This is a genomic window from Acidovorax sp. FG27, assembly GCF_040365715.1.
In the GTDB taxonomy this organism is placed as follows: Bacteria; Pseudomonadota; Gammaproteobacteria; order Burkholderiales; family Burkholderiaceae_C; genus Paracidovorax.
Window position 1 is genome coordinate 85546 of sequence record NZ_BAABVY010000002.1, and the last position, 22090, is coordinate 107635.

Here is a 22090-nt window from a genome sequence, read left to right on the forward strand (position 1 = left end):
CGTCAGGCGGCGGCGCTGGAGTCACGCGCTCGCCAGGGGCGATGCCGGCTCCGCAAGCATCTGCCGCTCGAAGGCCCGCAGGCGCTTGTAGATGGAAATCTGCTCGACCACCGTGCTCCAGTTCTGCACCAGGAACTGGAACGACTCCATCACCCGGTCGAACGCCCGCGAGATCTGCTGCATCACGCCCAGCGTGATCCCGCCCGCGATCAGCGTGGGGCCGAGGGCCACCAGCGGCACCAGCACGCTCACCTGCAGGTACGACCACTTCACCACGTCGAAGTAGAGATAGTGGAAGAACAACCGGAAGTAGTTGCGCCGCACGTCGGCGAACAGCGCGGCGGCGGTGGGCGGCGCGGCGCGCGCGTGGTCGTCCTCGCCCAGCACCAGTTCCTTGCGGTAGGCCGCCTCCACCCGCTGGTTGTGGAACTCCAGCCCCGGCAGGCGCACGCCCACCACCGCCAGCAGCAGCGTGCCGCCCAGCGACCACAGCAGGGCCACCCACACCAGTGAATGCGGCACCACGCCCAGCACCGGCAACGTGGCCACCTTGTCCGACAGAACCCACAGCACGGGCACGAAGGCAGCGAGCGTCATCAGGCTGCGCATGAAGGTCAGGCCCAGGCCCTCCATGGTGCTGGCAAAGCGCATGGTGTCCTCCTGCACGCGCTGGGCCGCGCCCTCTATGTGGCGCAGGCGCGGCCACGCCGCCATGTAATGCTGGTTCATCGCCTGCCGCCAGCGAAAGATGAAGTGCTTGCAGAAGAAGTCCACCACCACGGCGGTGGTCACGTACACCATGGCGATGCGGATGAAGGTGGAGAGCTGGCTCCAGTACTGCCCCGCAGTGATGCTGCCTGGCTTGCCCAGCGATTGCTGGATGAGGTCGTAGAACGATCCGAACCAGTCGTTGATCTGCACGTCGAGCTCGACCCGATACCACGTGGCCAGCAGGATGAACAGGGAGCCGGCGATCGACCAGGGCCACCAGCGGCGGGCCAGAAAGAAGGACTTGAACATCGGGGGTCCGTGTTGTTGTGGTTCTGACCGATCAGACGCCGACCGGCCCGCAAATGTTCCAGCACGCACGCAGCTTTTGGCGAGGCGAGATCAGCCGCCCAGGAAAAAAGCCCTGGAGATCGCTCTCCAGGGCTTTGCTGCTGTGCGGCACGGCTTGCGCCGGGCTGCGCAGGGCCCGAAGGCCCCTGCCGCGTCAGGCCGCGACCGACTTGGCGGCGTCCGCGTATTCCTCGATCTGGTCGAAGTTCATGTAGCGGTAGACGCTCGCCTTGTCGGCATCGATCACACCCATCTCCTTGAGGTATTCCTCCTTGGTGGGCAGCTTGCCGATGCGCGAGGCGATGGCGGCCAGTTCGGCCGAGCCCAGGAACACGTTGGTGTTCTTGCCCAGGCGGTTCGGGAAGTTGCGGGTGGAGGTGGAGATCACCGTCGCACCTTCGCGCACCTGCGCCTGGTTGCCCATGCACAGCGAGCAGCCGGGCATTTCGGTGCGGGCGCCGGCCGTGCCGAAGGCGGCGTAGTGGCCTTCCTTGATGAGCTCGCTCTCGTCCATCTTGGTGGGCGGCGCGACCCACAGCTTGACCGGAATGTCGCGCTGGCCGCCCAGCAGCTTGGCCGCTGCGCGGAAGTGGCCGATGTTGGTCATGCACGAGCCGATGAAGGCTTCGTCGATCGGGGTGCCGGCCACTTCCGAGAGGAACTTGGCATCGTCCGGATCGTTCGGGCAGCAGACGATGGGCTCCTGGATGTCGGCCAGGTCGATCTCGATCACGGCGGCGTATTCGGCGTCCTTGTCGGCTTCCAGCAGCTCGGGGTTGGCCAGCCAGGCTTCGACCTTCTCGATGCGGCGTGCCAGCGTGCGGGCGTCGGCGTAGCCGTCGGCGATCATCTTCTTCATCAGCACGACGTTGCTGGTGAGGTATTCCTTGATCGGCTCTGGGTTCAGCTTGATCGTGCAGCCGGCAGCGGAACGCTCGGCGGAGGCGTCGGACAGCTCGAACGCCTGTTCGACCTTCAGGTTCGGTAGTCCCTCGATCTCGAGGATGCGGCCCGAGAAGGCGTTGACCTTGCCGGCCTTGGCCACGGTCAGCAGGCCCTGCTTGATGGCGTAGAGGGGAATGGCATGCACCAGGTCACGCAGCGTGACGCCGGGCTGCATCTCGCCCTTGAAGCGCACCAGGATGGATTCGGGCATGTCCAGGGGCATGACGCCCGTCGCCGCGCCGAAGGCCACCAGGCCGGAGCCGGCCGGGAACGAGATGCCGATGGGAAAGCGCGTGTGCGAATCGCCGCCGGTGCCGACCGTGTCGGGCAGCAGCAGGCGGTTCAGCCAGCTGTGGATCACGCCGTCGCCCGGGCGAAGGGCCACGCCGCCGCGGTTGCTGATGAAGGCCGGGAGCTCGCGGTGCGTCTTCACGTCCACGGGCTTCGGATAGGCCGCCGTGTGGCAGAAAGATTGCATCACCATGTCGGCGGAGAAGCCCAGGCAGGCCAGGTCCTTCAGCTCGTCGCGGGTCATGGGGCCGGTGGTGTCCTGGCTGCCCACGGTGGTCATCTTCGGCTCGCAGTAGGTACCGGGGCGCACGCCCTGGCCTTCCGGCAGGCCGACGGCACGGCCGACCATCTTCTGAGCCAGCGTGAAGCCGGCCTTGGATTCGGCCGGCGCCTGCGGCAGGCGGAAGGCGGTGGATGCGGGCAGGCCCAGGAACTCGCGGGCCTTGGAGGTCAGCGAACGGCCGATGATCAGGTTGATGCGGCCGCCGGCACGCACTTCGTCGAACAGCACGTCGCTCTTGAGCTGGAACTCGGCCACGGTCTCACCGTTCTTCACGATCTTGCCGTCGTAGGGCATGACGTCGATCACGTCGCCCATCTCCAGCTTGGAGACGTCCACCTCGATCGGCAGCGAGCCGGAGTCTTCTTGCGTGTTGAAGAAGATGGGGGCGATTTTGCCGCCCAGGGTGACGCCGCCGAAGCGCTTGTTCGGCACGAACGGAATGTCGGCGCCGGTGGCCCAGATGACGCTGTTGGTGGCCGACTTGCGGGAGGAGCCTGTGCCCACCACGTCGCCCACGTAGGCCACGAGGTGGCCCTTCTTCTTCAGGTCTTCGATGAACTGCATCGGGCCGCGCTTGCCGTCTTCCTCGGGCTTGAAGGCCGCGTCGGGACGCGTGTTCTTCAGCATGGCCAGGTAGTGCAGCGGGATGTCGGGGCGGCTCCAGGCGTCGGGCGCGGGCGACAGGTCGTCGGTGTTGGTTTCGCCCGGCACCTTGAACACGGTGACGGTGATCTTCTTCTCGACTTCGGGGCGGCTCGTGAACCACTCGGCGTCGGCCCAGGACTGCATCACTTCCTTGGCCTTGGCATTGCCGGCCTTGGCCTTTTCGGCCACGTCGTTGAAGAAGTCGAACATCAGGAGCGTCTTCTTCAGCGCGTCGGCGGCCACGCCCGCCACTTCGGCGTCGTCCAGCAGCTCGATCAGCGGATGCACGTTGTAGCCGCCGACCATGGTGCCCAGCAGCTCGGTGGCCTTGGCCTTGGAGATGAGGCCCACCTTGACGTCGCCGTGCGCCGCGGCGGCCAGGAAGCTGGCCTTGACCTTGGCCGCGTCGTCCACGCCCGGCGGCACGCGGTGGGTCAGCAGTTCGATGAGGAAAGCCTCTTCGCCGGCGGGCGGGTTCTTGATCAGCTCGATGAGCTCGGCCACCTGCTTGGCGTCGAGCGGCAGCGGCGGAATGCCCAGGGCAGCGCGTTCGGCTGCATGGTCGCGGTAGGCTTTCAACATTTTCTTCTCTCCAGTGGGTACTACGTTTCTAAGGTGGGGCGGCCGGGCCGTCTGGCAACCCGCAGGCAGGGCGCGACACGCAGGACTCGAGGGGCGGCAAGCCCTGGGGCGCCGCTTTCTCGAGATGCACCCCTCAGGCCTGGGCCCGCGAGCGTGTCCTTGTGCCTGCCCGTAGGGAGACGGGCCGACTGACGGTTCTTACTTGCTGGCGGCCGCGGCGGGCAGCGGATCGAGCACGCTCGGCTGCGGGTTGGTCTTCAGGCCTTCCGCCACGATCAGCTGCTCGGGGCTCATGCATTCGTCGGCCAGGCGCTGGCCAGCCTTCTGGTTCATCAGCATCGACTTGTTGGCGATCTGCAGCCACACGGCGCCGCCGTGCTGGTCTTCCAGGCGCACGGCGCCGGTGCTGGTGGCCACGGGCGTCATGCGGTACTTGAAGCCCTTGCCTTCCAGGTTGAAGCGGCCGGGCGATGCAGGGTCGCGCTCGATGTTCACCGAGGCACCCAGTTCGCAGGCGATGCGGCCGGTGTGCACCTTCTCCGCGATGGCCAGCTCGGCGGGCGACAGAGCCTCCTCGGCCGCCACCAAGCCGGACGCGACCTGCGTGGTGGCGCTCTTGAGCTGCGTGCGGCTGCTGGTGGCCTTGGCCTTAGCGACCGTGGTCTTCTCGGCCGTTGCGCTCTTGGCGGTGGGCTTGGCGGTGGTGGACTTCTTGGCCGCCGGCTGCGCCGGTTTGGCGGCCGGCTTGGCCGTGGTCTTCGCGGCAGCGGGCTTGGCGGCGTCGGCCGTCTGCGCCAGGGCCAGCGCGGGTGCCAGCACCAACAGAGCGGATGCGATCAGGGACTTCATGGGGAGATTCCTACTCAGGGAAAAAGCGGTGTGTGGAACAACCTGCGATACGGGATCAAACAGCCGGGAGGCCGGCCGAGGTGAACCATGCCTGCGCCGTCTCGGGCAGCGCTCGGCCGGTCTGGTGAGCACGCGCCAGCACCTGCCAGAAATAGCGGTAGCTGGCGCGATCGTGCAGGACGCCCTCCACGCTGACCGGGGCCCAGTCGGCGTGAACAGCGGCAGAAATGATCCGGGCGGCCAGGACGATGTCGTCATGCCCGGGCGCGAAGGCCGCCAGAATGGGCCGGATCTGGCCCGGGTGGATGCTCCACATGCGGGTGAAACCGAACTCATGCGCGGCACGGCGCGCCGAGGCTTCCAGCGCGGCGGCGTCGCCGAATTCCGTCACCACGCAGTGCGAGGGCACCTTGCCGTGCGCATGGCAGGCAGCGGCGATCTCCAGTTTGGCGCGCACCACCAGCGGGTGCTCGAACTGCCCGGCCGCGCTCATGCCGGCCGCGGGAATGGCGCCGCCGTGGGCGGACACGAAATCCATCAGCCCGAAGCTCAGGCTCTGCACGCGGGGGTGGGCGGCGATGTCGAAGGCGCGGTGCACGGCAGCCGGCGATTCGATCAGCACGTGCAGCGGCAGATGGCCGGCACCCGCGGCCTGGAGCGCCCGTTCGGCCCGCAGCACGTCGTCCACCGATTCCACTTTCGGAACCATGATGTGGCAGAGGCGGTGACCCGCCTCGCCCGCGATCACTGCCATGTCCTGCGCGAAGGCCGGGTGATCGACCGTGTGCACGCGGGCCGCCACGCGCGCACCCGGCGCCGCATCGCGGGCCAGCGCGGCGACCAGCGCCGCGTGCTCGCGCTCCTGCCCGACCGGGGCTCCGTCTTCGCAGTCGAGCGTCACGTCGAACACGCAGTGCCCGTATTCGGCGGTGAGCTCGGCCTGCAGCGCGAGGCTCTTGCGCATGCGTGCTTCCACGCCGCTGTAGTGGTCGCACACGGGCAACTGCGTGGCGCCCGCCTGGGAACCCAGCAGCGCCTGTGCCGGGTGGACGAAGGTAGAGGTGTCGCTCATGCCGCCCGCTGCGCGATGATGAAGAGGCGGGGAAACGCGAGCAGACGGCGGCCGTCGGTGCGCACGGCATAGGCGGCGTCCACCCGGCGTTCATATTCAGCCAGGAAGCCGGCGCGCTGCGTGTCGTCCAGCGGGTCGGTGAAGGGCTTCAGGCCCGTGGCGCGCACCCATTCGACGATGGCCGACGCCGAGGGCATGACATGCTGATAGACCGTGTGCCACACGTCCACCAGGGCGGCGTGGGGGGCCAGCAGGTCGTAATAGCCGCCGACCGTCAGCAGGTCGGTGCGGACAGCATCCGGGTCGCCAATGGCTTCGGACCAGGGGCCATCGGCCGCGACCTCGCGCATCAGCCGGTGGGTGGGCTCCTGCCGGTTGTCCGGCATCTGGATGGCCAGCACGCCGCCGGGGGCCAGGCTGCGCAGCAGCCGGGGGATGAGTTGTTCGTGCCCCGCCACCCATTGCAGGGCGGCGTTGGCGAAGATGAGGTCGGGAGCGGCGCCGGGCGCCGGCTCCCAGCGGGCGATGTCGCCCGCGATGAATTCGACGCTAGGCAGCCGCTGCCTGGCAGTGGCCAGCATGGCGTCCGAATTGTCCATGCCGGTGACCTGCGCGTTCGGATATCGCTGCACCAGCAGCTCGGTGGAATTGCCCGGGCCGCAGCCGAGGTCCACCACGCGGGTGGGCGCCGGATGCGGAACGCGCGCCAGCAGCTCCTGGGCCGGGCGCGTGCGCTCGTCCTCGAAGCGTCGGTAGAGCGCGGGGTTCCAGTCGAGCATGACGGGCGCGGCTTTTACAGCAGGTGCTTGACGCCGTCTTGCTCGCCTTGCAGCTCGGCCAGCGTCTTGTTGATGGCTTCTTGCGAGAAGGCGTCGATCTCCAGGCCTTCGACGATCTTGTATTCGCCGTTTTCGGTGGTGACCGGGAAGCCGAAGACGATGCCGGCCGGAATGCCGTATTCGCCATTGGACGGCACGCCCATCGTGACCCACTCGCCGTTCGAGCCCAGGGCCCAGTCACGGATGTGATCGATGGCGGCGTTGGCGGCCGAAGCGGCGGAAGACAGGCCGCGTGCGGCGATGATGGCCGCGCCGCGCTTGCCCACCGTCGGCAGGAAGGTGTCGGCGTTCCAGACCTGGTCGTTGATCATGTCCTTGATCGACTGGCCGTTGGTCGTAGCGAAGCGGTAGTCGGCGTACATGGTGGGCGAATGGTTGCCCCACACCGTCAGCTTGCGGATGTCGCCCACCTTGGTGCCGGTCTTGGCGGCCAGTTGCGATGCGGCGCGGTTGTGGTCCAGGCGCAGCATGGCGGTGAAGTTCCTGGCCGGCAGGTCAGGCGCCGACTTCATGGCGATGTAGGCGTTGGTGTTGGCGGGGTTGCCGACGACCAGCACCTTCACGTTGCGCGATGCGACCGCGTTCAGGGCCTTGCCTTGTGCGGTGAAGATCTGAGCGTTGGCGGCCAGCAGGTCGGCGCGCTCCATGCCGGGGCCACGGGGGCGCGCGCCCACGAGCAGTGCGTAGTCGGTGTCCTTGAAGGCCTGCAGGGGGTCGGAATGGGCTTCGATGCCGGCCAGCAGCGGGAAGGCGCAGTCTTCCAGCTCCATGATCACGCCCTTGAGCGCGTTCTGGGCCTTCTCGTCGGGGATTTCCAGCAGTTGCAGGATGACCGGCTGGTCCTTGCCGAGCATTTCGCCGGAAGCGATGCGGAACAACAGGGCGTAACCGATTTGGCCGGCTGCGCCGGTAACGGCGACACGGACGGGCTTCTTGCTCATGTGAAAACTCCAAAAATAATGAAGAAACAGGTGTCGGTGCAAGTTGCACCAGCGCCAGTCACCAGCAGCCCGTGCCCTGCAGAACAGCCTCGGAGTGTACTGCCGAATCGGGCGCCGCGCCAATTTGTCTTATGTCTTATATAAGATATGATCGCTACCTGCCCGCAACGGCTCTGCCGCCTTCGCCGTTGACCGCGCAAGTCACCGCCATCCATGTCATCCACCCCCTTCGCCGACACCGACAGCACCGCCCCCATCGCGGGCGGCCCGGCGGCGTCGACGCCGGCGTTCAGCCCGCTCTATCAACAGATCAAGGGACTGATCCTGCAGAGCCTGCAGCAGGGCGAGTGGAAGCCGGGCGAGGCCATTCCCAGCGAGATGGATCTGGCCGCCCGATTTCGCGTGAGCCAGGGCACGGTGCGCAAGGCCATCGACGAGCTGGCGGCCGAGAACCTGGTGACGCGCCGCCAGGGCAAGGGCACCTTCGTGGCGACGCATGCCGAGCGCCACGTGCAGTACCGCTTCCTCAAGCTGCAGCCGGACGTGGGCGACGCGAACGACGAAGGCCCCGCACAGCGCAACGTGCTGGAATGCCGGCGCCAGCGGGCCAGCGCGGAAATCGCGCGTGCGCTGATGCTGCGCGCGGGCGATCCGGTGATCCTGGCGCGGCGCATCCTGGCATTCAGCGGCGAGCCCACCATCCTGGAAGACATCTGGCTGCCCGGGCAGACCTTCAAGGGCCTGACGGGCGAGCGCCTGGCCCAGTACCAGGGCCCCACCTACGCCATGTTCGAGATCGACTTCGGCGTGCGCATGGTCCGCGCCGAGGAAAAGATCCGCGCCGTGCTGCCGGACGCCGCGCAGGCGCAGGCGCTGGGCGTGAGCGAGCAGACCCCGCTTTTGAGCGTGGAACGGCTGGCCTATACCTACAACGACGTTCCGATGGAACTGCGGCGCGGCCTCTACCGCACCGACACCCATCACTACCGCAACGAGTTGAGCTGACCGTTGTGGTCTCTTCGCGTCTTCCATTCCCAGAAGCCCGTGCACGCCGAAAATACGCGGTGTCCGAACCCGCGGTTGTTGCATTGCAATAGAATTTTGGGTTGTTTGCCCGCGCAATTACAACGCAGTTACATCCACGAAAGCCCCTCGACATGACTGAAGTCGCCAAGAAACGGCCTGAATTCCGGAACATCAACGCCCTGACGGACCTGCCCAGCTACCGCCTTCCGCCCGCTGGCTGGGTGTCGATCCTGCACCGCGTGAGCGGCGTGATCATGCTGGTGCTACTGCCCTTCGTGCTTTGGATGTTCGATACGTCCGTGTCGTCCGAAATCTCCTTCGGCCGCTTCACCTCGGCCTTCACGGCGGGCCTGGGCTTCGTGCCCGGCTGGTTCATCAAGCTGGTGGTGCTGGCCTTGATCTGGGCCTACCTGCACCACTTCACGGCCGGCATGCGCCACCTGTGGATGGACGTCAGCCACGCCGCCGTCAGCAAGGAATTCGGCGACAAGTCGGCCAAGGCCACGCTGGTGATCAGCATCGTGCTGACCCTGATCCTGGCCGCCAAGCTCTTCGGCCTGTATTGACCGGCCACCCGCCCTGCACACATCCCCCACCCAAAGGTATCTCCCATGTCCGTGAACTATGGTTCCAAGCGCACCGTCGTCGGTGCCCACTACGGCCTGCGCGACTGGCTCAGCCAACGCATCACCGCAGTGCTGATGGCTGTCTTCACCCTGGTCGTGCTGGCCCAGCTGGTGCTCACCAAGGGCCCGATCGGCTATGACCGCTGGGCTTCGATCTTTTCCGCTCAATGGATGAAGGTGCTGACGTTCTCGGTCGTCGTGGGCCTGGCGTGGCATGCCTGGGTCGGCATGCGCGACGTCTGGATGGACTACGTCAAGCCCGTCGGCCTGCGCCTGGCGCTGCAAGCGGTCACGATCTTCTGGCTCGTCGGCTGCGCCGGCTGGGGTGTCCAGATCCTCTGGCGCCTCTGACCCGATTCCCCCGCGACTGAAAGAGCAAAAACAATGAGCTACACCAAAGCGAACATCACCACCCGCAAATTCGACGTCGTCATCGTCGGCGCGGGCGGCTCCGGCATGCGTGCCGCGCTGGAACTCTCCCGCGCGGGCCTGAACGTGGCCTCGCTCTCCAAGGTCTTCCCCACCCGCTCGCACACCGTGGCGGCGCAGGGCGGCGTGTCGGCATCGCTCGGCAACATGAGCGAGGACAACTGGCACTACCACTTCTACGACACCATCAAGGGCTCCGACTGGCTGGGCGACCAGGACGCCATCGAGTTCATGTGCCGCGAAGCACCCAAGGTGGTGTATGAGCTGGAACACTTCGGCATGCCGTTCGACCGCAACCCGGACGGCACCATCTACCAGCGCCCCTTTGGCGGCCACACCGCCAACTACGGCGAAAAGCCCGTGCAGCGCGCCTGCGCGGCGGCCGACCGCACCGGCCACGCCATGCTGCACACGCTCTACCAGCAGAACGTGAAGGCCAAGACGAACTTCTTCGTCGAATGGATGGCCCTGGACCTGATCCGCGACGCCTCCGGCGACGTGGTCGGCGTGATGGCGCTCGAGCTGGAAACCGGCGAGCTGTACGCCCTGCAGGCCAAGGCCGTGCTGCTGGCGACCGGCGGCGCGGGCCGCATCTTCGCGGCCTCCACCAACGCCTTCATCAACACCGGCGACGGCCTGGGCATGGCGGCGCGCGCCGGCATCCCGCTGCAGGACATGGAGTTCTGGCAGTTCCACCCCACCGGCGTGGCCGGCGCGGGCGTGCTGCTGACCGAAGGCTGCCGGGGTGAAGGCGCCATCTTGCTCAACAGCAACGGCGAGCGCTTCATGGAGCGCTACGCGCCCACCCTGAAGGACCTGGCCCCGCGCGACTTCGTTTCGCGCTCAATGGACCAGGAAATCAAGGAAGGCCGTGGCTGCGGCCCCAACAAGGACTACGTGCTGCTCAAGCTCGACCACCTGGGCGCGGACACCATCCACAAGCGCCTGCCTTCGGTGTACGAGATCGGCGTCAACTTCGCCAACGTGGACATCACAAAGGAGCCGATCCCCGTCGTGCCCACCATCCACTACCAGATGGGCGGCATCCCGACGAACATCAACGGCCAGGTCGTCATCCAGAACGGCGACGTGCACAACCAGGTGGTGAACGGCCTCTACGCCGTGGGCGAATGCTCCTGCGTGTCCGTGCACGGCGCCAACCGCCTGGGCACGAACTCGCTGCTCGACCTGCTGGTGTTCGGCAAGTCGGCCGGCCGCCACATCGTCGACATGGTCAAGAAGAGCGGCGAACACAAGCCGCTGCCGGTGGACGGCGCCGACCGCACCCTCGCCCGCCTGAACCAGCTGCAGGACTCCAAGGAAGGCACCTACGCGCAGGACGTCGCCAACGACATCCGCTCGTCGATGCAACTGCATGCCGGCGTGTTCCGCACGCAGGACAGCATGGACGAGGGCGTGCTCAAGATCAACGCCATCCGCGAGCGCGTGAGCGGCATCACCCTGAAGGACAAGTCCAAGGTGTGGAACACCGCCCGCATGGAAGCGCTGGAAGTGGACAACCTCATCGAGGTGGCCCAGGCCACGATGACGTCCGCCGCAGCCCGCAAGGAATGCCGCGGCGCGCATACGGTGTACGACTACGAGCACCCGGCCGACCACCCCGATTTCCCGTTGGGCCGCAACGACAAGGAATGGATGAAGCACACGTTGTGGCATAGCGCTGACAACAGCCTCACCTACAAGCCGGTCAACCTCAAGCCTTTGACGGTGGACAGCGTGCCTCCGAAGGTCCGCACGTTCTGATCCCCCGCAGCCTCACGAGAGAACCCCCATGAAGCGCATTTTCCAAATCTACCGCTACGACCCGGACAAGGACGCCAAGCCCTACATGCAGACCGTCGAGATCGAACTCGACGGCCACGAGCGCATGCTGCTGGACGCCCTGGTCAAGCTGAAGGCACAAGACCCGTCGATCTCGTTCCGCCGCTCCTGCCGCGAAGGCGTGTGCGGCTCGGACGCGATGAACATCAACGGCAAGAATGGCCTGGCGTGTCTCACCAACATGAACACGCTCAAGGGCACCATCGTGCTCAAGCCGCTGCCCGGCCTGCCGGTGATCCGCGACCTGATCGTGGACATGACGCAGTTCTTCAAGCAGTACCACTCCATCAAGCCGTACCTCATCACCGAAGGCATCACGCCCGAGAAGGAACGCCTGCAGTCGCCCGAAGAGCGCGACGAGCTGAACGGCCTCTACGAGTGCATCCTGTGCGCCAGCTGCTCGACCAGCTGCCCCAGCTTCTGGTGGAACCCCGACAAGTTCGTCGGCCCCGCTGGCCTGCTGCAGGCCTACCGCTTCATCGCCGACAGCCGCGACGAAGCCACGGGCGAGCGCCTGGACAACCTGGAAGACCCCTACCGGCTCTTCCGTTGCCACACCATCATGAATTGCGTGGACGTGTGCCCCAAGGGCCTCAACCCCACCAAGGCCATCGGCAAGATCAAGGAACTGATGGTGCGCCGCACCGTCTGACCCGGACGCACCGATGCCTGAAGAATTGCTGGATGAACGCGAGGCAGCGAAGCTGAAGTGGCGCTGCCGCCGCGGTCTGGTAGAGAACGATCTGTTCATCGAACAGTTCTTCCTCACCTACGGCTCGCGCCTGACTGCCAGCCAGGCGCAAGGTCTCGCGACACTGATGGATCTGGCCGACAACGACCTGCTGGACCTGCTGCTTCGGCGCAAGGAACTGGCAGGCGACCTCAATACGCCGAACGTCAAGTCCGTGCTCGAACAGCTGCGCCCCCGGGTGGCGGCCCCCTCACCTGCGCTTGCGGGCTAACAACAGAAGGAACCTGAAATGAAACTGGCAGACAACAAGGCAACGCTATCGTTCAGCAATGGCAGTCCCAGCGTGGAATTGCCCGTGTACGAGGGCAGCATCGGCCCCGACGTGGTGGACATCCGCAAGCTGTACGCGCAGACGGGCATGTTCACGTACGACCCCGGTTTCCTTTCGACGGCTGCATGCCAGTCCTCCATCACCTACATCGACGGTGACAAGGGCGAACTGCTGTACCGCGGCTACCCCATCGAGCAGCTCGCCACCCACTGCGACTTCATGGAAACCTGCTACCTGCTGCTGAACGGCGAACTGCCGAACGAATCGCAGAAGGCCGATTTCAACAGCCGCGTGACCAACCACACGATGGTCAACGAGCAGATGCAGTTCTTCCTGCGTGGCTTCCGCCGCGACGCGCACCCGATGGCCGTGCTGACGGGCCTGGTGGGCGCCCTGTCGGCCTTCTATCACGACAGCACCGACATCAACAACCCGCAGCACCGCGAGATCTCGGCCATCCGCCTGATCGCCAAGATGCCCACGCTGGTCGCCATGGCCTACAAGTACGGCGTGGGCCAGCCGTACATGTACCCGCAGAACCACCTGAGCTACTCGGGCAACTTCCTGCGCATGATGTTCGGCACGCCGTGCGAAGAGTACAAGGTCAACCCCGTGCTGGAACGCGCGCTCGACCGCATCTTCATCCTGCACGCCGACCACGAGCAGAACGCCTCCACCTCGACGGTGCGCCTGTGCGGCTCCTCCGGCACGAACCCGTTCGCGGCCATCGCCGCCGGTGTGGCCTGCCTCTGGGGCCCGGCCCACGGCGGCGCCAACGAAGCGGCGCTGAACATGCTGCACGACATCCAGGCCCAGGGCGGCGTGGAGAAGATCGGCGAGTTCATCAAGCAGGTCAAGGACAAGAACTCCGGCGTCAAGCTGATGGGCTTCGGCCACCGCGTCTACAAGAACTACGACCCGCGCGCCAAGCTGATGCAGGAAACCTGCAACGAAGTGCTGGCCGAACTGGGCCTGGAAAAGGACCCGCTGTTCGCCCTGGCCAAGGAGCTGGAAAAGATCGCCCTGGAAGACGACTACTTCGTGCAGCGCAAGCTCTACCCGAACGTGGACTTCTACTCCGGCATCGTCCAGCGTGCCATCGGCATTCCGGTGAACCTGTTCACCGGCGTGTTCGCCCTGGCCCGCACGGTGGGCTGGATCGCCCAGCTGAACGAAATGATCGGCGACCCCGAGTACAAGATCGGCCGCCCACGCCAGCTGTTCGTCGGCGCCGAGCGCCGCGACGTGCAGCCCATCGGCACGCGTTGATGGCGCCTTGAGCGCTGTCCGGCCGGCCCCCGGGGCCGGCTTGGCGCGGCGCTCCACCGCCCGACCGACTCCAGCCCGCCGGCAGCGATGCCCGCGGGCTGTTTTCATGGGCGCCGCGTATCCGGCGGCATGGCCGGCCCCGGCAGTGGCCCGCGCCGATCGAAAGCGGGCACCAGAGCCCGCCGCATCGCGTTCAACGCCGGGCCGGCCCGCCGAAGCGCTCACGGTACGCCTGCGGCGTGATGCCCAGATGCCGCACCACCAGATGGCGCAGGGCCTGCTCGGAGCCCAGGCCCACCCGCGCCGCCACGGTCTTGAGCGGCAGCGACACCTGCAACTCCAGCAGCCGCCTCGCGCCCTCCAGCCGTGCCGATTCCACGAAGGCCGACGGGGTCTGCCCCGTTTCCTGCTGGAAGATGCGGCGGAAGTGGCGCTCGCTCATTGCCGCGCGGGCCGCGAGCACGGACATCGGCATCGGGTCGGCCAGGTGGTCCAGCACCCAGTTCTGCACGGCCTGGATGTCGCGGTGGGCCGTGCGCTGGCTGGCCAACTGCACGCTGAACTGCGACTGTCCGCCGGGGCGCTTGAGGTACATCACCAGGTCGCGTGCCACCTCCAGCGCCAGATCGTGGCCGAAGTCTTCCTCCACCACCGCGAGCGCCAGGTCGATGCCGGCCGTCACGCCGGCCGACGTCCAGAGATGCCCATCGCGCACGTAGATCGCGTCGGCATCCACGTCGATGGCCGGGTAGCGCTGGCGCAGCAGGCCCGCCACGCTCCAGTGGGTGGCGGCGCGGCGGCCATCGAGCAGGCCGGCCTCGGCGAGGAAGAAGCTGCCGGAACAGAGCGCGATCATCCGGGCCACCCGGGGCGCCACGCGCCCCGCCCAGGCCACCAGATCGGCCGATGCCGCCAGCACCTGCTCGATATCGCGCGAGCCCACCAGCAGCACCGTGCAGCCGGCGCCCTGCTGCTCCAGCTCTGCCAGCGTATGCGTGGCCTCCAGTGCCATCAGCGTGTCCGAGCGCACCGGCCCGGCCTGGGCCGCCGCCACCCGCACCGCGTAGCCATCGGGCCGGCCATGCCGGCGCAGGTGCACGTTGGCATAGTCGAACACCGACATGGGCCCCACCGCCTCCAGGGCCTTGAAGCCGGGATAGACGACGAGGTCGACAAGGTGCGGCGTGCTGCTGTGGCGGTGCGGTTCCATGGGTGAGCGCTGGGCGATGCGATGGGCGGAGCCAGCGACTATAGGCGCCATGCCCGGCCATGGCGGGCACCGTGGGATTCGGCCAACCCCGCGGCGCATGCGGCCAATGGCCCCGCCCGCGCCGACGGATGGCCTAAAGTCACAGGTCACCGCGCGCACCCATGTGCGCCAGGCCCCGGCCTCCACCGGCGCCTCCCTCCACGCCCTACAGGAACACCCCATGACCATCAAGTCCCGCGCTGCCGTCGCCTTCAAGGCCGGAGAACCCCTGCAGATCGTCGAGATCGACGTCGCCCCACCGAAGAAGGGCGAGGTGCTGGTCAAGATCACCCACACCGGCGTCTGCCACACCGACGCGTTCACCCTCTCGGGCGATGACCCGGAAGGGCTCTTTCCCGTCGTGCTGGGCCATGAAGGCGCCGGCATCGTGGTGCAAGTGGGCGAAGGCGTGACCAGCGTGCAGCCCGGCGACCACGTCATCCCGCTCTACACCGCCGAATGCGGCGAATGCCTGTTCTGCAAGAGCGGCAAGACCAACCTGTGCGTGGCCGTGCGCGCAACGCAAGGCAAGGGCGTCATGCCCGACGGCACTACGCGCTTTTCGTACAACGGCGAGCCCATCTACCACTACATGGGCTGCAGCACCTTCAGCGAATACACGGTGGTGGCCGAAGTCTCGCTCGCCAAGGTCCACCCCGATGCCAACCCCGAACAGGTGTGCCTGCTGGGCTGCGGCGTGACCACGGGTCTGGGCGCAGTCAAGAACACCGCCAAGGTGCAGGAAGGCGACACAGTGGCCGTGTTCGGCCTGGGCGGCATCGGCCTGGCCGTGATCCAGGGCGCGCAGCTGGCCAAGGCCGGCCGCATCATCGCCATCGACACCAATCCGTCCAAGTTCGACTTGGCCCGCACCTTCGGCGCCACCGACTGCGTCAACCCCAAGGACCACGACAAGCCCATCCAGCAGGTGATCGTGGAGATGACCGGCTGGGGCGTGGACCACAGCTTCGAGTGCATCGGCAACGTGAACGTGATGCGCGCCGCGCTGGAATGCGCGCACCGGGGCTGGGGCCAGTCGGTGGTCATCGGCGTGGCCGGCGCGGGGCAGGAGATCTCCACCCGCCCCTTCCAGCTGGTCACCGGCCGCAAATGGCTGGGCACGGCCTTCGGTGGCGTCAAGGGCCGCAGCGAGCTGCCGGGCATGGTGGAAGACGCCATGGCCGGGCGCATCCAGCTGGAGCCCTTCGTCACCCACACCATGCCGCTGCCCGGCATCAACGACGCGTTCGACCTGATGCACGAAGGCAAGTCGATCCGCTCGGTGGTGCATTACTGATCGCCCTTCGCCAACGCCCCACACACCAGGCCCCCAGTCACAGGAGAACCGCCCATGAACGCCACCCCGCGGCCTGCCGCCTCCCTGGGTTCGCTGCGCCGCGTGCGCGCCGGCGTGCTGGACGTCGCCTTCTGCGAAAGCGGGCCGCCCGATGGGCCACCCGTGCTGCTGATGCACGGCTTTCCTTACGACGTGCATGCCTACGAAGCCGTGGCGCCGCTGCTGGCCGAGGCAGGCTGCCGCGTCATCGTGCCCTACCTGCGCGGCTACGGTGCCACCCGCTTCGTCGATGCCGCCACGCCCCGCTCGGGCGAGCAGGCGGCGCTGGGCGCCGATCTGCTTGCGCTGCTCGATGCCCTGCGCATCGACCGGGCGGTGCTGGCCGGCTACGACTGGGGCGGGCGCGCCTCCTGCGTGGTGGCCGCGCTCTGGCCCGGGCGCTGCGCGGGTCTGGTTTCCGCCAATGGCTACAACCTGCAGCACATCGCCGCCGCGGGCCAGCCGGCCGCGCCCGCCAACGAGCATCGCCACTGGTACCAGTACTACTTCCAGACCGAGCGCGGCCGGGCCGGCCTCCAGGCCCATCGGGACGAGCTCTGCCGGCTGCTGTGGCGGCAGTGGTCGCCCACCTGGGCCTTCGACGACGCCACCTTCGCGCGCAGCGCCGCCGCCCTCGACCACCCCGACTTCGTGGACGTGGTGATCCATTCGTATCGCCACCGCCACGCCCACCCCGGCGCGCCGGGCGACCCGGCCTACGCGTCCATCGAGGCGCGCCTGGCCGCGCAGCCCGACATCACCGTGCCCGCCATCACGCTGGACGGCGCCGACGACGGCGTGATGCCGGTCGAGGGCACCGCCGCGCACGCCCACCACTTCACCGGCCCGCATGTCCACCGGGTGCTGCCCGGCGGCGGCCACAACCTGCCCCAGGAGCTGCCGGGCGCCTTCGCCCGCGCCGTGCTGCACCTGGTGCGCCAACACGACCCGGAAGATTTCACATGACCCAGCCCACGCCCGACGCGGCCGCCGCCACCCCGTTCACCACCCTCTCGAGCCACGCCGCGTTCGGTGGCCGGCAACTCTTCCTGCAGCATGCATCCACCGAGATCGGCCTGCCCATGAAGCTGTCGGTCTACCTGCCCCCGCAGGCCGAGCAAGGGCCGGTGCCCGCACTCGTCTACCTCGCGGGGCTCACCTGCAACGAGGAAACCTTCATGGTCAAGGCCGGCGCGCAGCGGCTGGCGGCCGAGCTGGGCCTGGCTCTCATCGCGCCCGACACCAGCCCGCGCGGCCCAGCGGCCGAGTCGCTGGAAGGCGCGACCGCCAGCTGGGACTTCGGCATCGGCGCGGGCTTCTACCTCGACGCCACGCAGGAACCCTGGCGCACCCACTGGCGCATGGAAAGCTATCTGATGCGCGAGCTGCTGCCGCTGCTGCGCCGGCACCAGCCCATCGCGGGCGACCGCATCGGCCTCTTCGGACACTCGATGGGCGGCCACGGCGCCCTCACCCTGGCCCTGCGGCACCCGGGCGTGTTCGGCTCGCTCTCGGCCTTCGCGCCCATCTGCGCGCCCACGCAATGCCCGTGGGGCGAGAAAGCCTTCACCGGCTACCTCGGCCCCGACCGCGGGGCCTGGGCCGAACACGATGCCACGGTGCTGATGGAGAACCAGCCCATCGCACCCTATCCCGGCGGCATCCTCATCGACCAGGGCCTGGCCGACAAATTCCTGGCCGACCAGTTGCATCCGCATCTGTTCGAGTCCGCCTGCCAGGCCATCGGGCAACCTCTCACGCTGCGCCGGCACGCCGGCTACGACCACGGCTACTACTTCATCCAGACTTTCATGGAAGACCACCTGCGGCACCACGCCAGCGCGCTGCAGCGCTGAGGCGGGGCCCGGCCCACGCCGGCCCAAGGCACAATTTCCCATCGGAATATGCCTGCATCGCCCGCCGCAATTGGGCTAGCAGCTATTGAAAACATAGCACCACCGGCGCACCATGCATGGCCTGCCGTCTGCCAGGCCAGGCACTGCCGCCCCACGTCACCCCCTTAATGTGCCGTTAAGGGCCGGCCGCAAGAATCGCGGCCCATGTCCCTGATCGCGTTCCCTCTCGCGCTGCGCCGCCCGCCTGCGGCGACGGGCCAGGCCCCTGCCTCGGCCCCGCTTTCCACCCCGTCCGGCCTCCCCGCTGCCGCCCTGCATCCTGCACGGGTGATCGCTCTTGTCAGCCTCTGGCTGGCCACCGCCTGCAACGTGCCCCTGTGGCGGGCTGTGCTGGCCCTGCCGGGGGAACACGGCCTCGGCCGGTTAGGGTTCGTGCTCGCGTTCATGCTCATCGTGTGGGCAGGCACCGTTGCCGTGCTCGGGTTGCTGGCATGGCGGTTCACGCTCAAGCCGGTGCTGGCCCTGGCCGTGCTGGCGGCGGCCTTCGGCTGCTACTTCATGTCGGCCTACGGCATCGTGATCGACACCCACATGCTGACCAACGTGCTGCAGACCGACGCGCACGAAGCGGCGGGTCTCTTCACTTGGCGCCTGCCGCTCACCGTGCTGGCGCTGGCCGGGCCGCCGCTCTGGTGGCTCAAGCGCCAGCGCGTGCGCGCCCTGCCCTGGGGCCGGCGGGTGGCGCACCAGGCGTGGCTGGTGCTGGGCGCGCTCGCCCTGGGCGTGCTGTGCCTGCTGGCCGTGTTCCAGCCCTTCTCGTCGGCCATGCGCAACCACACGCAGCTGCGCTACATGATCAACCCGCTCAACAGCGTGTATGCGGTGGGCAACCTCGTGGCGCGGCCCTTCCGGCAGGACAGCGGCCCGCTCATCCCCGTCGGCGCAGACGCCCGCCTGGGCGCCAGCTACGCCGGCCAGACCAAGCCGCCCCTGCTGATGCTGGTGCTGGGCGAGACGGGCCGCAGCGGCAACTTCGCGCTCAACGGCTATGGCCGGCCGACCACGCCCGAGCTGTCGGCGCGCGACGACCTCGTCACCGCCCGCAACGCCTGGTCGTGCGGCACCAGCACGGCCGCGTCGGTGCCGTGCATGTTCTCGCACCTGGGCAAGGCAGGCTACGAGGCCCGCAGCGCGCGCTACGAAGGCTTGATCGACTTGCTGCAGCACGCGGGCCTGGCCGTGCTGTGGGTGGACAACCAGGGCGGCTGCAAGGGCGTGTGCGACCGGGCCGGCGAGAGCAACACGGCTTCGTCCAACGTGCCCGGCCTCTGCCCCGATGGCGAATGCCTCGACCAGGTCATGCTGCGCGGCCTGGAAGAGCGCATCGCCGCGCTGCCGGCCGAGCAGCGCGCACGCGGCACGGTGGTGGTGCTGCACCAGATCGGCAGCCATGGCCCGGCCTACTTCCGCCGCTCCGACCCGTCGCGCAAGACGTTCCAGCCCGAATGCGGCTCGGTCAGCCTGCAGGAGTGCAGCCAGCAGCAGCTGCTGAACGCCTACGACAACAGCATCGTGGAGACCGACCACTTCCTGAACGCCACCATCCGCTGGCTGCAGGGCCGCTCGGCCGACGCGCAGACCGCGATGATGTACGTGGCCGACCACGGCGAGTCGCTGGGCGAGAACAACATCTACCTGCACGGCCTGCCCTACGCCATCGCCCCCGATGTGCAAAAGCACGTGCCCTGGATCACCTGGCTGTCGCCGGCCATGCAGCAGCGCACCGGCGTGCAGCTGGCCTGCCTGCGCTCGGCCATGGGCGACAGGCGCATCAGCCATGACAACTACTTCCACTCGGTGTTGGGGCTGATGGATGTGCAGACGGGCGCGTATCAGCCGCAGCTGGACCTTTTCAGTGGCTGCCAGGGCGGCGCCCCAGGGGCGAACGGCTAGCCACCGCGGCGAACATCCGGGTTCATCCGGCGTCCTGCGACGCGTCCTGCTGCGCCTGCCGCAGGATGGCCTGCGCCGTCCACCGCGCGACCTCGCAGATCTCGCCGGCGTCCAGGTGCCAGATGTCCTTGAGCACCAGGAACACCTCGGTCCCGTAGACCAGCGACAGCGCCTGGAGCACGCGCCGGAACCGGGCCTCGCCCAGCTGCGGCCGCAGGGGCTCTACGGCGGCGCTGAGCAGCTCGATGCGGTGCCCGCGAACGAAGGGCGCGTCCGTGCCTGCCTTGCCCGCCCGCAGCTGCGCGCTCTGCTGCAGCGCCTCCACCGAATCAGGGAAGGCCGGCCAGTCGGCGACGGAATCGCGCAGGCCGCGCGCCAGGGCGTCGCTGTCTGGCAGGCCCAGCGCCTGCGCCACCACGTGCCAGCAGCGCTCCAGGTCGTCGGGGTACCAGCCCGTGCCCTCCTGCTTGCGGGCGGCGCGGTAGGCGGCGAGGAAGGCGTCGTCCGTGACCGGATGGCCCGGCGCCGCACGGCGCAGGTAGGCGAGCATGCCGCCCTCGAAGTCGATGAGCGTGCCGACCACGTCGAAGGTGAGCACCTTGAAATCGCGCAATGCCATGGAACCGCTCCTGCAGTAAGAGGTAAAGAAAAAGGGGAATGCCCGGCGAGCGACGAACGCCGGGCGCATGGCCAGAGCTTAGGAGCGGCCCGCGCCGGGCCGGCGCTGATCGCGCCCCCCGCGGCGGCACCGAATTGCGTTTTGCCCCGCGCCGCACGCAGTTTGTGGCGCGGCCCGGGCGATGCACCCGGCGGGTGCGGGGCACGCACCGCCACGGCACGCGCCGCATGGCGGCCTAAAAGAGGCAGGCCTGGCCGCGTGCCAGCGCCGGCCGGTACTGCGAGGTGTCCAGCTCGATCCGCGTGCGGTTCAGGCCCAGGCGGCGGCAAGCCGTGACGAAGCGCTGGCGCAGCAGATCGGCCCAGAGGCCGGTGCCCTTCATGCGGCTCGCCGCATCGGCGCGGTAGGCCTTGCCGGCGCTGCGGGCGGCCTCGTCCAGCCCGTGCAGGTCCTGCACGCGGGCCAGCACGCGGGCGGCGCGCTGCGGGTAGTGCAGCGCCAGCCAGTCGCGCATCAGCGGGTTCAGCTCCCAGGGCAGCCGCAGCACGGTGTAGAAGGCCGAGGTGGCGCCCGCGTCCCGCGCCGCCTGCAGCACCTGCTCCATGTCTTCGTTGAGGAAGGGAATCTGCGGCGCCACGCTCACGCCCACCGGCACGCCGGCATCGGCCAGGGCGCGGATGGTGCGCAGCCGCCGGTGGGGCGCGGCGGCGCGGGGCTCCAGCAGGCGCGCCAGGCGGGCGTCGAGCGTGGTGATGGTCACATAGGCAGCGGCCAGGCGGCTATGCGCCAGCGGGGCCAGCAGGTCGAGGTCGCGCTCCACGCCGCTGGACTTGGTGATGAGCGAGAACGGGTGCCGCGCCTCGCCCAGCACCTCGATCAGGGCGCGGGTCAGGCGCAGCTCGCGCTCCACCGGCTGGTAGCAGTCGGTGGCCGAGCCGATGTTGATGGCGGTGGGCACGTGGCCCGGGCGGGCCAGCTCGGCCCGCAGCAACTCGGCGATGTTGTGCTTGGCGATGATGCGGGTCTCGAAGTCGAGCCCGGGCGAGAGGTTCAGGTAGCTGTGCGTGGGCCGGGCGTAGCAGTAGACGCAGCCGTGCTCGCAGCCCCGGTAGGGGTTGACCGCCTGGTCGAAGAAGATGTCGGGCGAGTCGTTGCGGGTGAGCGCGCTGCGCGCGGTTTCCAGCGTGACCTGGGTGGCGGGCGGGGCCGTGGCCTCGCCGTCAGCGTGGGCTTCTTCCAGCGTGCCCCAGCCGTCGTCGAAGGCGCCGCGGGTGTCCGGGGCGAAGCGGTGCGCCGTGGCCGTGGCGATGCCCCGGCCCTTGACGGCAGCGACGGGAATGCGGACCTCGGACATGGC

Annotated in this window: 20 protein-coding genes; 11 read left to right on the forward strand and 9 right to left on the reverse strand. The window is 68.1% G+C overall.

Translation table 11 applies throughout. From position 1 onward, the window contains the following. Positions 1-21 precede the first annotated feature (21 nt). From ABWV53_RS00940 to ABWV53_RS00965, 6 genes are all read right to left on the reverse strand, one after another. Complete coding sequence (locus ABWV53_RS00940; protein ID WP_353361988.1) at positions 22-1020, reverse strand: putative transporter; 999 nt, start codon at positions 1018-1020, stop codon at positions 22-24. A 193-nt stretch (positions 1021-1213) separates the two neighbouring features. Then, positions 1214-3805: a bifunctional aconitate hydratase 2/2-methylisocitrate dehydratase gene (acnB, locus tag ABWV53_RS00945; RefSeq protein ID WP_353361990.1), complete on the reverse strand. Its 2592-nt coding sequence runs from the start codon at positions 3803-3805 to the stop codon at positions 1214-1216. A gap of 198 nt (positions 3806-4003) precedes the next feature. Further along, the gene (locus tag ABWV53_RS00950; protein WP_353361992.1) at positions 4004-4654 is read right to left on the reverse strand and encodes a hypothetical protein; all 651 of its coding nucleotides are present in this window, start codon (positions 4652-4654) and stop codon (positions 4004-4006) included. Between the two features lie 55 nt (positions 4655-4709). Beyond that, positions 4710-5726 (reverse strand): HpcH/HpaI aldolase/citrate lyase family protein, encoded by a 1017-nt coding sequence (locus tag ABWV53_RS00955; RefSeq protein ID WP_353361994.1) that lies wholly within the window; start codon positions 5724-5726, stop codon positions 4710-4712. Next, positions 5723-6505 carry a trans-aconitate 2-methyltransferase gene (tam, locus tag ABWV53_RS00960; RefSeq protein WP_353361996.1) on the reverse strand — a complete coding sequence of 261 codons (783 nt, stop codon included), beginning with the start codon at positions 6503-6505 and terminating at the stop codon, positions 5723-5725. The genes ABWV53_RS00955 and tam overlap by 4 nt, the downstream gene beginning before the upstream one ends. 14 nt (positions 6506-6519) lie before the next feature. Then, positions 6520-7506, reverse strand: a complete 987-nt coding sequence (locus ABWV53_RS00965; protein WP_353361998.1) for a malate dehydrogenase — start codon at positions 7504-7506, stop codon at positions 6520-6522. Between the two features lie 213 nt (positions 7507-7719). Between ABWV53_RS00965 and ABWV53_RS00970 the strand changes: the two genes are divergently transcribed. The 7 genes from ABWV53_RS00970 (at position 7720) to ABWV53_RS01000 (ending at position 13720) form a co-directional block, all read left to right on the forward strand. Further along, positions 7720-8511 (forward strand): GntR family transcriptional regulator, encoded by a 792-nt coding sequence (locus ABWV53_RS00970; protein ID WP_353362000.1) that lies wholly within the window; start codon positions 7720-7722, stop codon positions 8509-8511. A 152-nt stretch (positions 8512-8663) separates the two neighbouring features. Beyond that, complete coding sequence (sdhC, locus tag ABWV53_RS00975) at positions 8664-9098, forward strand: succinate dehydrogenase, cytochrome b556 subunit (RefSeq protein ID WP_353362002.1); 435 nt, start codon at positions 8664-8666, stop codon at positions 9096-9098. 45 nt (positions 9099-9143) lie between these two features. Further along, on the forward strand, positions 9144-9509 hold the full coding sequence (gene sdhD / locus ABWV53_RS00980; protein WP_353362004.1) for a succinate dehydrogenase, hydrophobic membrane anchor protein: 366 nt from the start codon (positions 9144-9146) through the stop codon (positions 9507-9509). Positions 9510-9542: 33 nt separating this feature from the next. After that, positions 9543-11351: a succinate dehydrogenase flavoprotein subunit gene (gene sdhA / locus ABWV53_RS00985; protein WP_353362006.1), complete on the forward strand. Its 1809-nt coding sequence runs from the start codon at positions 9543-9545 to the stop codon at positions 11349-11351. A gap of 28 nt (positions 11352-11379) precedes the next feature. Next, entirely contained in the window at positions 11380-12081 is a 702-nt protein-coding gene (locus ABWV53_RS00990) for a succinate dehydrogenase iron-sulfur subunit (RefSeq protein ID WP_353362008.1), read from the forward strand. 13 nt (positions 12082-12094) lie between these two features. Next, positions 12095-12391: an FAD assembly factor SdhE gene (locus ABWV53_RS00995; RefSeq protein ID WP_353362011.1), complete on the forward strand. Its 297-nt coding sequence runs from the start codon at positions 12095-12097 to the stop codon at positions 12389-12391. 18 nt (positions 12392-12409) lie between these two features. Further along, complete coding sequence (locus ABWV53_RS01000; RefSeq protein ID WP_353362013.1) at positions 12410-13720, forward strand: citrate synthase; 1311 nt, start codon at positions 12410-12412, stop codon at positions 13718-13720. 193 nt (positions 13721-13913) lie between these two features. Here ABWV53_RS01000 and ABWV53_RS01005 read toward each other — a convergent pair whose 3' ends face one another. Next, positions 13914-14930: a GlxA family transcriptional regulator gene (locus ABWV53_RS01005; protein WP_353362015.1), complete on the reverse strand. Its 1017-nt coding sequence runs from the start codon at positions 14928-14930 to the stop codon at positions 13914-13916. A gap of 226 nt (positions 14931-15156) precedes the next feature. Between ABWV53_RS01005 and ABWV53_RS01010 the strand changes: the two genes are divergently transcribed. The 4 genes from ABWV53_RS01010 (at position 15157) to ABWV53_RS01025 (ending at position 20114) form a co-directional block, all read left to right on the forward strand. Next, positions 15157-16266, forward strand: a complete 1110-nt coding sequence (locus tag ABWV53_RS01010; RefSeq protein ID WP_353362718.1) for an S-(hydroxymethyl)glutathione dehydrogenase/class III alcohol dehydrogenase — start codon at positions 15157-15159, stop codon at positions 16264-16266. Positions 16267-16320: 54 nt separating this feature from the next. Further along, positions 16321-17271 carry an alpha/beta fold hydrolase gene (locus ABWV53_RS01015; RefSeq protein WP_353362017.1) on the forward strand — a complete coding sequence of 317 codons (951 nt, stop codon included), beginning with the start codon at positions 16321-16323 and terminating at the stop codon, positions 17269-17271. After that, complete coding sequence (gene fghA / locus ABWV53_RS01020; RefSeq protein WP_353362019.1) at positions 17268-18161, forward strand: S-formylglutathione hydrolase; 894 nt, start codon at positions 17268-17270, stop codon at positions 18159-18161. The genes ABWV53_RS01015 and fghA overlap by 4 nt, the downstream gene beginning before the upstream one ends. Before the next feature lie 204 nt (positions 18162-18365). Next, the gene (locus tag ABWV53_RS01025) at positions 18366-20114 is read left to right on the forward strand and encodes a phosphoethanolamine transferase (protein WP_353362021.1); all 1749 of its coding nucleotides are present in this window, start codon (positions 18366-18368) and stop codon (positions 20112-20114) included. A 22-nt stretch (positions 20115-20136) separates the two neighbouring features. Here ABWV53_RS01025 and ABWV53_RS01030 read toward each other — a convergent pair whose 3' ends face one another. Further along, positions 20137-20733 carry an HAD family hydrolase gene (locus ABWV53_RS01030; RefSeq protein WP_353362023.1) on the reverse strand — a complete coding sequence of 199 codons (597 nt, stop codon included), beginning with the start codon at positions 20731-20733 and terminating at the stop codon, positions 20137-20139. A gap of 235 nt (positions 20734-20968) precedes the next feature. Continuing rightward, positions 20969-22087 carry a PA0069 family radical SAM protein gene (locus ABWV53_RS01035; RefSeq protein ID WP_353362025.1) on the reverse strand — a complete coding sequence of 373 codons (1119 nt, stop codon included), beginning with the start codon at positions 22085-22087 and terminating at the stop codon, positions 20969-20971. Positions 22088-22090: the final 3 nt, after the last annotated feature.

Coding starts and splice junctions, on each gene's coding strand:
- ABWV53_RS01025 (WP_353362021.1), top strand. CDS start 18,366: ATGTCCCTGATCGCGTTCCCTCTCGCGCTGCGCCGCCCGCCTGCGGCG.
- tam (WP_353361996.1), bottom strand. CDS start 6,505: ATGCTCGACTGGAACCCCGCGCTCTACCGACGCTTCGAGGACGAGCGC.
- ABWV53_RS00995 (WP_353362011.1), top strand. CDS start 12,095: ATGCCTGAAGAATTGCTGGATGAACGCGAGGCAGCGAAGCTGAAGTGG.
- ABWV53_RS00950 (WP_353361992.1), bottom strand. CDS start 4,654: ATGAAGTCCCTGATCGCATCCGCTCTGTTGGTGCTGGCACCCGCGCTG.
- ABWV53_RS00955 (WP_353361994.1), bottom strand. CDS start 5,726: ATGAGCGACACCTCTACCTTCGTCCACCCGGCACAGGCGCTGCTGGGT.
- ABWV53_RS01035 (WP_353362025.1), bottom strand. CDS start 22,087: ATGTCCGAGGTCCGCATTCCCGTCGCTGCCGTCAAGGGCCGGGGCATC.
- ABWV53_RS00940 (WP_353361988.1), bottom strand. CDS start 1,020: ATGTTCAAGTCCTTCTTTCTGGCCCGCCGCTGGTGGCCCTGGTCGATC.
- ABWV53_RS01030 (WP_353362023.1), bottom strand. CDS start 20,733: ATGGCATTGCGCGATTTCAAGGTGCTCACCTTCGACGTGGTCGGCACG.
- ABWV53_RS01000 (WP_353362013.1), top strand. CDS start 12,410: ATGAAACTGGCAGACAACAAGGCAACGCTATCGTTCAGCAATGGCAGT.
- acnB (WP_353361990.1), bottom strand. CDS start 3,805: ATGTTGAAAGCCTACCGCGACCATGCAGCCGAACGCGCTGCCCTGGGC.
- sdhD (WP_353362004.1), top strand. CDS start 9,144: ATGTCCGTGAACTATGGTTCCAAGCGCACCGTCGTCGGTGCCCACTAC.
- ABWV53_RS00965 (WP_353361998.1), bottom strand. CDS start 7,506: ATGAGCAAGAAGCCCGTCCGTGTCGCCGTTACCGGCGCAGCCGGCCAA.
- fghA (WP_353362019.1), top strand. CDS start 17,268: ATGACCCAGCCCACGCCCGACGCGGCCGCCGCCACCCCGTTCACCACC.
- ABWV53_RS01005 (WP_353362015.1), bottom strand. CDS start 14,930: ATGGAACCGCACCGCCACAGCAGCACGCCGCACCTTGTCGACCTCGTC.
- sdhA (WP_353362006.1), top strand. CDS start 9,543: ATGAGCTACACCAAAGCGAACATCACCACCCGCAAATTCGACGTCGTC.
- sdhC (WP_353362002.1), top strand. CDS start 8,664: ATGACTGAAGTCGCCAAGAAACGGCCTGAATTCCGGAACATCAACGCC.
- ABWV53_RS01015 (WP_353362017.1), top strand. CDS start 16,321: ATGAACGCCACCCCGCGGCCTGCCGCCTCCCTGGGTTCGCTGCGCCGC.
- ABWV53_RS00970 (WP_353362000.1), top strand. CDS start 7,720: ATGTCATCCACCCCCTTCGCCGACACCGACAGCACCGCCCCCATCGCG.
- ABWV53_RS00990 (WP_353362008.1), top strand. CDS start 11,380: ATGAAGCGCATTTTCCAAATCTACCGCTACGACCCGGACAAGGACGCC.